General features: G+C 49.9%; 8 protein-coding genes. 6 read left to right on the top strand and 2 right to left on the bottom strand.

Annotated elements, in window-relative coordinates; all coding sequences use genetic code 11:
- The coding region (locus BZJ21_RS16715) for a hypothetical protein (protein WP_236719584.1) at positions 1 to 319 on the top strand (319 nt) is incomplete at its 5' end.
- Here the strand turns inward: BZJ21_RS16715 and BZJ21_RS14875 are convergent.
- Positions 316 to 1,347 carry a LacI family DNA-binding transcriptional regulator gene (locus tag BZJ21_RS14875; RefSeq protein ID WP_077670204.1) on the bottom strand — a complete coding sequence of 344 codons (1,032 nt, stop codon included), beginning with the start codon at positions 1,345 to 1,347 and terminating at the stop codon, positions 316 to 318. The two genes, BZJ21_RS16715 and BZJ21_RS14875, sit on opposite strands and share 4 nt — an antisense overlap.
- 258 nt (positions 1,348 to 1,605) lie before the next feature.
- On the opposite strand from BZJ21_RS14875, the gene BZJ21_RS14870 reads away from it, so the two are divergent.
- From BZJ21_RS14870 to BZJ21_RS14850, 5 genes are all read left to right on the top strand, one after another.
- Complete coding sequence (locus BZJ21_RS14870; RefSeq protein WP_077670206.1) at positions 1,606 to 2,049, top strand: PTS sugar transporter subunit IIA; 444 nt, start codon at positions 1,606 to 1,608, stop codon at positions 2,047 to 2,049.
- A 58-nt stretch (positions 2,050 to 2,107) separates the two neighbouring features.
- Positions 2,108 to 2,395, top strand: a complete 288-nt coding sequence (locus BZJ21_RS14865) for a PTS sugar transporter subunit IIB (protein WP_077670203.1) — start codon at positions 2,108 to 2,110, stop codon at positions 2,393 to 2,395.
- Positions 2,396 to 2,406: 11 nt separating this feature from the next.
- Positions 2,407 to 3,663, top strand: a complete 1,257-nt coding sequence (locus BZJ21_RS14860) for a PTS ascorbate transporter subunit IIC (protein WP_077670202.1) — start codon at positions 2,407 to 2,409, stop codon at positions 3,661 to 3,663.
- 262 nt (positions 3,664 to 3,925) lie between these two features.
- Positions 3,926 to 4,939 carry a UDP-glucose 4-epimerase GalE gene (gene galE / locus BZJ21_RS14855; protein WP_077670201.1) on the top strand — a complete coding sequence of 338 codons (1,014 nt, stop codon included), beginning with the start codon at positions 3,926 to 3,928 and terminating at the stop codon, positions 4,937 to 4,939.
- Positions 4,940 to 5,358: 419 nt separating this feature from the next.
- Positions 5,359 to 6,606: an O-antigen ligase family protein gene (locus BZJ21_RS14850; RefSeq protein ID WP_077670200.1), complete on the top strand. Its 1,248-nt coding sequence runs from the start codon at positions 5,359 to 5,361 to the stop codon at positions 6,604 to 6,606.
- A gap of 3 nt (positions 6,607 to 6,609) precedes the next feature.
- On the opposite strand, the gene BZJ21_RS16710 is transcribed toward BZJ21_RS14850, so the two are convergent.
- The coding region (locus BZJ21_RS16710; protein ID WP_236719583.1) for a hypothetical protein at positions 6,610 to 6,821 on the bottom strand (212 nt) is incomplete at its 5' end.

Here is a 6,821-nt window from a genome sequence, read left to right as displayed (position 1 = left end):
AGCATCAGGTGCTAAGGTCGGACTCAGCATCACCAAACTCACCGGAACAGAGGTAGCTAACCTCAACTCCAGGAGAGATACAAGGTCGGACAAGCGCCAACACGATGTGAGCCTCGTTCTTCGATATAACTGGCGCGCCTCCGACACGGAGGTCAAATTTAGCACCGATAGTGACAGGCGCCCATTGCATGGCGCAGTGCAACAGGCGCCCGTTGGCATGGTGCATTGTTGTTGGCCTAATCCCGAGGCTTGTGTCACCCATGACAAAGGCACCATCGGGACTAAAGTGCCTGTCCCTATAAAACGGCCAAAAAACTAATTTTTTCTCGCGGTGCTGGCGCGGTGTGCCAGTTTAAACGGAATAGTTGTAGATACTGCGAGCGGTTGACCTTCAATGGCTTGTAAAATATGCGACGCTGCCTGGGCGCCGAGGGATTGATAGTCAATTTCAACGCTTGTCAGGCTAGGAAACGCATGTTCACTCATCGATGAGCCCTCCAAACTGATAATCGCGATATCAGTGGGCACTTTTAATACCCGTCGGTGACACTCAAACAACGCGCCGATAGCTACCTCTTCATGGCTACAGACTAGCGCGTCCAACGTGGCATCGCGAAGCAACAATTTCGCTAGGCCCTCTGCCCCCAATTGTGCCGATGGCGCCTCGTGGGTGGTTAAAAAATGATCTGGGGTTAAATAGTGCTCAATCATCGCACCCTGCCAGCCTTGCAGTTTGCGTTGCAAGGTCGCATGATTCCCTCGTGCGCCAATAAAACCAATATTATTAAATCCTTGGCTTAAAAGGTGCGACGTACCAACCTTACCTATCTCGTGGTGATCTACCCCCATGCTGGCATAATCTACCATTGATGGTGACTCAGCGATTTCGAGGACAGGCGCATTGGCCATCGCGAGCAGTTGATGAGTGCGCTGGGTATGTTCACTGCCAAACAGCACCACGGCTGCCGGGCGACTTTCTAAAAAGCTGGCAAGCAAATCCTCTTCTTGCTGGACAGAATAATCACTGTAACCCAGCAACAGTTGATAGCCGGCTTTATTCAGCCGCTGTTGAAAACTAGGCAAAAACAAGCCGCAAGCCTTTTCCAGCAGAGAAGGAATAATCAACGCAATGGCATAGCTTTGCGCCGAGGCCAAGGCGCCTGCGGCTTTATTCGGTATATAGCCAAGCTGCTCAACAGCACGTTGAACCTTATCGCGCAATTTATCAGAGACAGCATCCGGCGTGCGCAACACCCTAGACACTGTCATAGTGCCTACTCCTGCTCGTTTGGCGACATCAGCGAGCGTGACTTTACCCGTGTTACGTCGTTTTCGCGGTTCACTCATCTTATTTATTGATTACTCATCATTTTATTCAACCGTATCCTATCACAGCCATCAGCCAATAATCCTTGCCTAGTATGACCGCTTTATAGCATGGCTCACCGCCAACCAGAAAAAATGATAGCGCTATCACACATTATGATAGCGCTATCAGGTAGCGCTATCATTTGTGACCTTTGTCTATTTATTACCCGCATTTCAGCGATAGAGTTATCAACAATTCGCCAACAAACCTATTACTCCCACAAAACGGACGGCACCATGTTACGTGAACTCATTACTCCTGACGTTATCCGTATTCATACCGATGCAAACGATTGGCAAGACGCTATCGATAAAGCCTGCGCAGCACTTTTGACTAACGGAGCTATCGAGCCAAGCTATGTCGACGCCATTTATCGCTCGCATCAAGAAATCGGCCCCTACTATGTTATTGGTCCAGGCATTGCCATGCCCCACGCGCGCCCAGAAGATGGCGTGAACCGCTTAGCCCTTGCTATTACCGTGATTCAAAACGGCGTCAATTTTGATAGCGCGGAAAACGACCCGGTCAAGGTGCTGGTTACTCTTGCGGCTACTGACAGCAATAGCCATGTCGAGGCCATTTCTCAACTCGCGAACCTATTTATGAACGAGGCGCACATCGCACAGATCAGCCGCGCAACCACCGCGGATGAGATCTTAGCGATCATCGCCGAGTACTAATCCAAAACCCGATACCAATAAAACGCAAATACCTACACAAAAATAGAAGGTCTGAATTATGAAAATCACAGTTGTATGCGGTCATGGTCTTGGCACCAGCCTAATGATGGAAATGAGCATCAAACAAATCATCAAGGATCTCGGCGTCGAGGCCAGTGTCGATCATATCGATCTGGGCTCAGTGTCTGGGACAGATGCCGATATCTTTGTTGGAACCAACGACATTGCCCAGCAGTTGCAAGCGATGAGCGTGTCACCACGCATTGTCGCACTCGATAACATGGTGGATAAAGAGGCAATGAAATCTCGCTTATCTGAAGCCCTACAAGCACTCGGTGCCCTATAAGGAGTCACGTTATGCCCTTTTTTAACTTCCTGATGAAAGACGTGCTCTCTGAGCCTGCGGTATTAGTGGGCTTAATTGCACTGATTGGCTTAATCGCCCAGAAAAAACCGGTGACTGAATGTATCAAAGGCACGGTAAAAACCATTCTTGGTTTTGTGATCCTAGGAGCCGGTGCCTCATTGGTGGTCAGCTCACTCGGTGATTTTGCGACTATTTTCCAGCACGCCTTTGGCATCAGTGGTGTCGTACCAAACAACGAAGCCATTGTGTCTATTGCGCAAGAAGCCTTTGGCAAAGAAATGGCGATGATCATGTTCTTCGGCATGCTGGTGAACATTCTTATCGCACGCCTAACCCCATGGAAATTCATCTTTTTAACCGGCCACCACACCCTCTTTATGTCGATGATGGTAGCAGCGATTCTTTCCACCAGCGGCATGGAAGGGATCCCATTGGTGGCATTGGGCTCTGTGGTTGTCGGTTCGGTAATGGTGTTTTTCCCTGCCATCGCGCATCGCTACATGCAACAAGTCACTGGCTCAGATGAAGTCGCCATTGGTCACTTCTCTACCCTCTCTTATGTGCTAGCCGGCTTTATTGGCAGCAAATTTGGCAACAAAGCCCATTCCACCGAAGACATGGACGTGCCCAAGAGCCTCTTGTTCTTGCGTGATACCCCAGTCGCCATCTCGTTTACCATGGGCATTATTTTTATGGTGACGTGTCTGTTTGCCGGCGGGGACTTTGTGCGCGAGGTCAGTGACGGTAAACACTGGTTTATGTTTGCATTAATGCAGTCCATCACCTTTGCGGGCGGGGTGTATGTGATTTTGCAAGGGGTAAGAATGGTGATTGCCGAGATTGTGCCAGCGTTTAAAGGCATCTCCGACAAACTGGTCCCCAATGCCAAGCCAGCACTCGATTGCCCCGTCGTCTTCCCCTACGCGCCCAATGCCGTGTTAGTAGGCTTTTTATCCAGCTTTATCGCCGGGTTAGTGGGTATGTTCTTGCTTTATATCTTAGGGCTCACCGTGATCATCCCAGGTGTTGTACCCCACTTTTTCGTCGGCGCGGCAGCGGGGGTATTCGGTAATGCCACCGGCGGACGACGCGGCGCAATATTAGGGGCGTTTGCGCAAGGCTTACTGATCACCTTCCTGCCGGTATTCCTGCTCCCAGTACTCGGCGATCTGGGCTTTGCCAACACCACCTTTAGCGATGCAGATTTCGGCGTCGTCGGCATCCTACTCGGACTGATTGTGCGCTAAATAAGAATAAGACGAAAAGCTAAAAAGAGCGCCTAGGGAACAGAATACGGAAAGAGCGTCTCGTCTCTTTCCCGTACTCTGTAAGCGAAGCGCTCCGTATTCCCATTCACGAATACAGATGACGGAATACAGAGTACAGAAAAAGCAAGAGCGCCGATACGAGCACCCGGGTTATCTTTCCCGGCTCTTCCCATTTCCCCCCGTATTCCGTATTCTGTCGCCCTAATTGGAAGATCTTGGTAACAAACTAGGCAGATAAATCATGAAGGTACTCGTCACCGGTGGCACAGGGTATATTGGCAGCCACACTTGCATTCAACTGATAAAAAAAGGCCATACGCCTGTCGTTATCGATAACCTATGTAATAGCAAAGAAATGGTGCTCGATCGCATTGAGCAAGTCACCGAGGTACGCCCCGCCTTTATGCAAGGTGATATTCGCGACAGTGCGTTCTTAAAGAAGGTATTTGCTGAATACAGCATTGACAGTGTGATCCACTTTGCCGGATTAAAAGCCGTGGGTGAATCGGTTGAAAAGCCACTGAAATACTACGACAACAATGTCTCCGGCACCCTAAACCTGGTGCGTGAAATGCAAGCGGCTAACGTCAAATCGCTCATTTTCAGCTCATCTGCCACCGTTTATGGTGATCCCGCATCGGTGCCAATCAAAGAAGACTTCCCCACCTCGGCGACTAATCCCTATGGCCGAAGCAAGTTAATGGTGGAAGAATGCTTGCAGGATTTTCACCATGCCAATCCAGATTGGAGCATCACCCTGCTGCGTTACTTTAACCCGGTCGGTGCGCATGAATCGGGATTACTGGGTGAAGATCCACAAGGCACACCCAATAACTTGCTGCCTTTTGTGGCACAAGTGGCGGTGGGCCGACGCGAAAAACTGGGCGTGTTTGGTAATGATTACCCCACCCCCGACGGCACCGGCGTACGTGATTATATTCACGTGGTCGATCTAGCCGATGGGCATTTAGCCGCGCTGGATAAAATGGCTCATCAACCTGGCACTCATATCTTTAACCTCGGCACCGGCCAAGGCAACAGTGTGTTAGAAATGGTGCATGCGTTTGAGGCTGCGGCAAAGCGCTCGATCCCTTACGAGATTAAGCCCCGCCGCGCCGGCGACATTGCCGAATGCTACGCCGATCCCGCTTATGCGAAAGCAACACTCGACTGGACCGCCACACGCAATCTGCAAACCATGGTCGAAGACACCTGGCGCTGGCAGTCTAAAAACCCGAATGGGTATGAGGATTAGAGACTAGAGACTAGAGACTAGAGACTAGAGACTAGAGATTAGAGACTAGAAAGATCCTAGGGTCCTAGGGGACGGAATACGGAATACAGAAAGAGCAAGAACGCCGATGCGAGCACGAGGCGTCTCTTTCTCGTACTCCGTAAGCGAAGCGCTCTGTATTCAAGATCCCGAATACCGATGACGGAAAACAGAGTACAGAAAAAGCAAAAACCCCAATGCAAGCACGATCTGCTCTATCTAGTCTCTAGTTTCTAGAAGCGAAGCGCTCTGTACCCCCATTCACGAATACCGATGATTGAACGTCACTCCCCTGAGAGTTGAGACCTTAGGCGCTTCCTCGCGTTGGGCTCTTCCTGTATGATGCAACCGCATTTCTGCAACATGCCATTCATAAAAAATAGAAGACAGAGGAAAGGATCTTGCTGCTTACTTCTCGCCAACGGCTCACCAGCTTATTGTGTTTGATTTACTTCACCACCTTGCTTATCACGCCCGACTCGTACAAATATGGCGCGATTTTATTGGCGGTCACCGCTCTGATAATGTTGCCGAGTACGTGGCAGTCGCTAAAAACACGCCCCGCTATACTGATTAGTGGCTCATTGGTGCTCTACTTTGTGGTCACACTCGCCTTTGCCCTACCGGGAGAGCATTATGAGCAACTGGATATGCCCAGTCGTGTTTTGCTCGCCATCATGATTTTTGCATTGCTCTTGAAGTATCCGCCTGAGCTTAAATCCGTTTTTTACGGCTGCGCGATTGGTGCCGCTTTGGTAGGAGTTATTGCACTGTATCAGCATTATATACTCGATATTCGTGCGCTTTCGACTGGCGGCTTTATGCCCATTCAAGTTGCCGGCATGGCCGCAAGCCTGAGTGTGTTTAGCATTTTCGCCTATATCTATAGCTGTCAGCGAACATTACCGACCTTAAAGACCATCGCCTTTTTAGGCATCACCCTAGGATTTATCGCCACACTGCTCAGTGGCGGGCGTGGCTCTTGGGTGATTACTCCTTTTGTCGCTTTGTGGGCAGTTATTTACTACCGAAAACACTTTAGCTCGCGAGACTATCTGGCCATCGCCACCAGCGTTGTTCTGATTGTGGTCACTGCCGTTATCCCTGCACTAGATAGAGCTGGTTTAGTTTTTGCGGAATTGGATGACTACCAACAAATTCAACGCACTGAAATGGCCGATGCGGACACACAACGCACGCCCAGCGTGACCAGCTCTTCAGGTGTGCGTGTCGAGCTATGGAAAACGGCCTTATATTTATTTGCTGATAACCCCATCACAGGGACTGGCTATAGCCAATTTACATCCGCTAGAGAGGTATTGGTTGAAAAAGGCCAGGTTGATACTATCGTGATGAACTTTAGTCGTGCCCACAACCAGTTGTTAGAAGAACTACAAGTCAAAGGATTGATTGGCGGGTTAACCTTGATTGTGTTAATCGCAGCGCCTTGGTTAGCAACCAGAAAAGCCAACACAGGCGACACGCCAGACAAACATTTTGCCACCATAATGCTGCGCAGCCATCTTATCCTGATTGCTGGCTATATGCTGACGCAACATTACCTTAACCACCACTCCGGCATTTTGTTTTTCTCACTTGGGGTGGTGATATTCGCGAGCATGGCGTTGAGGGCAGAAGCTAGAGGCTAGAGGCTAGAGGCTAGAGGCTAGAAAGATCCTAGGTTCTAGGGGACGGAATACGGAATACGGAATACGGAAAAAGCGTATCGTGCCTAGCCTTACTCTTCTCCGTATTCTGTAAGCGTAGCGCTCCGTATTCAAGATCCCGAATACCGATGACGGAATACAGAGTACAGAAAGAGCAAGAGCGCCGAGGCGAGCACGAGGCTGCTCTTCCCCGTACT

Origin of the sequence: Salinivibrio costicola subsp. alcaliphilus (assembly GCF_001996185.1) — a bacterium.
GTDB lineage: Bacteria > Pseudomonadota > Gammaproteobacteria > Enterobacterales > Vibrionaceae > Salinivibrio > Salinivibrio costicola.
Note: the sequence above shows the minus strand (reverse complement) of the source record. Positions and strands in the feature narration are given on the sequence as shown.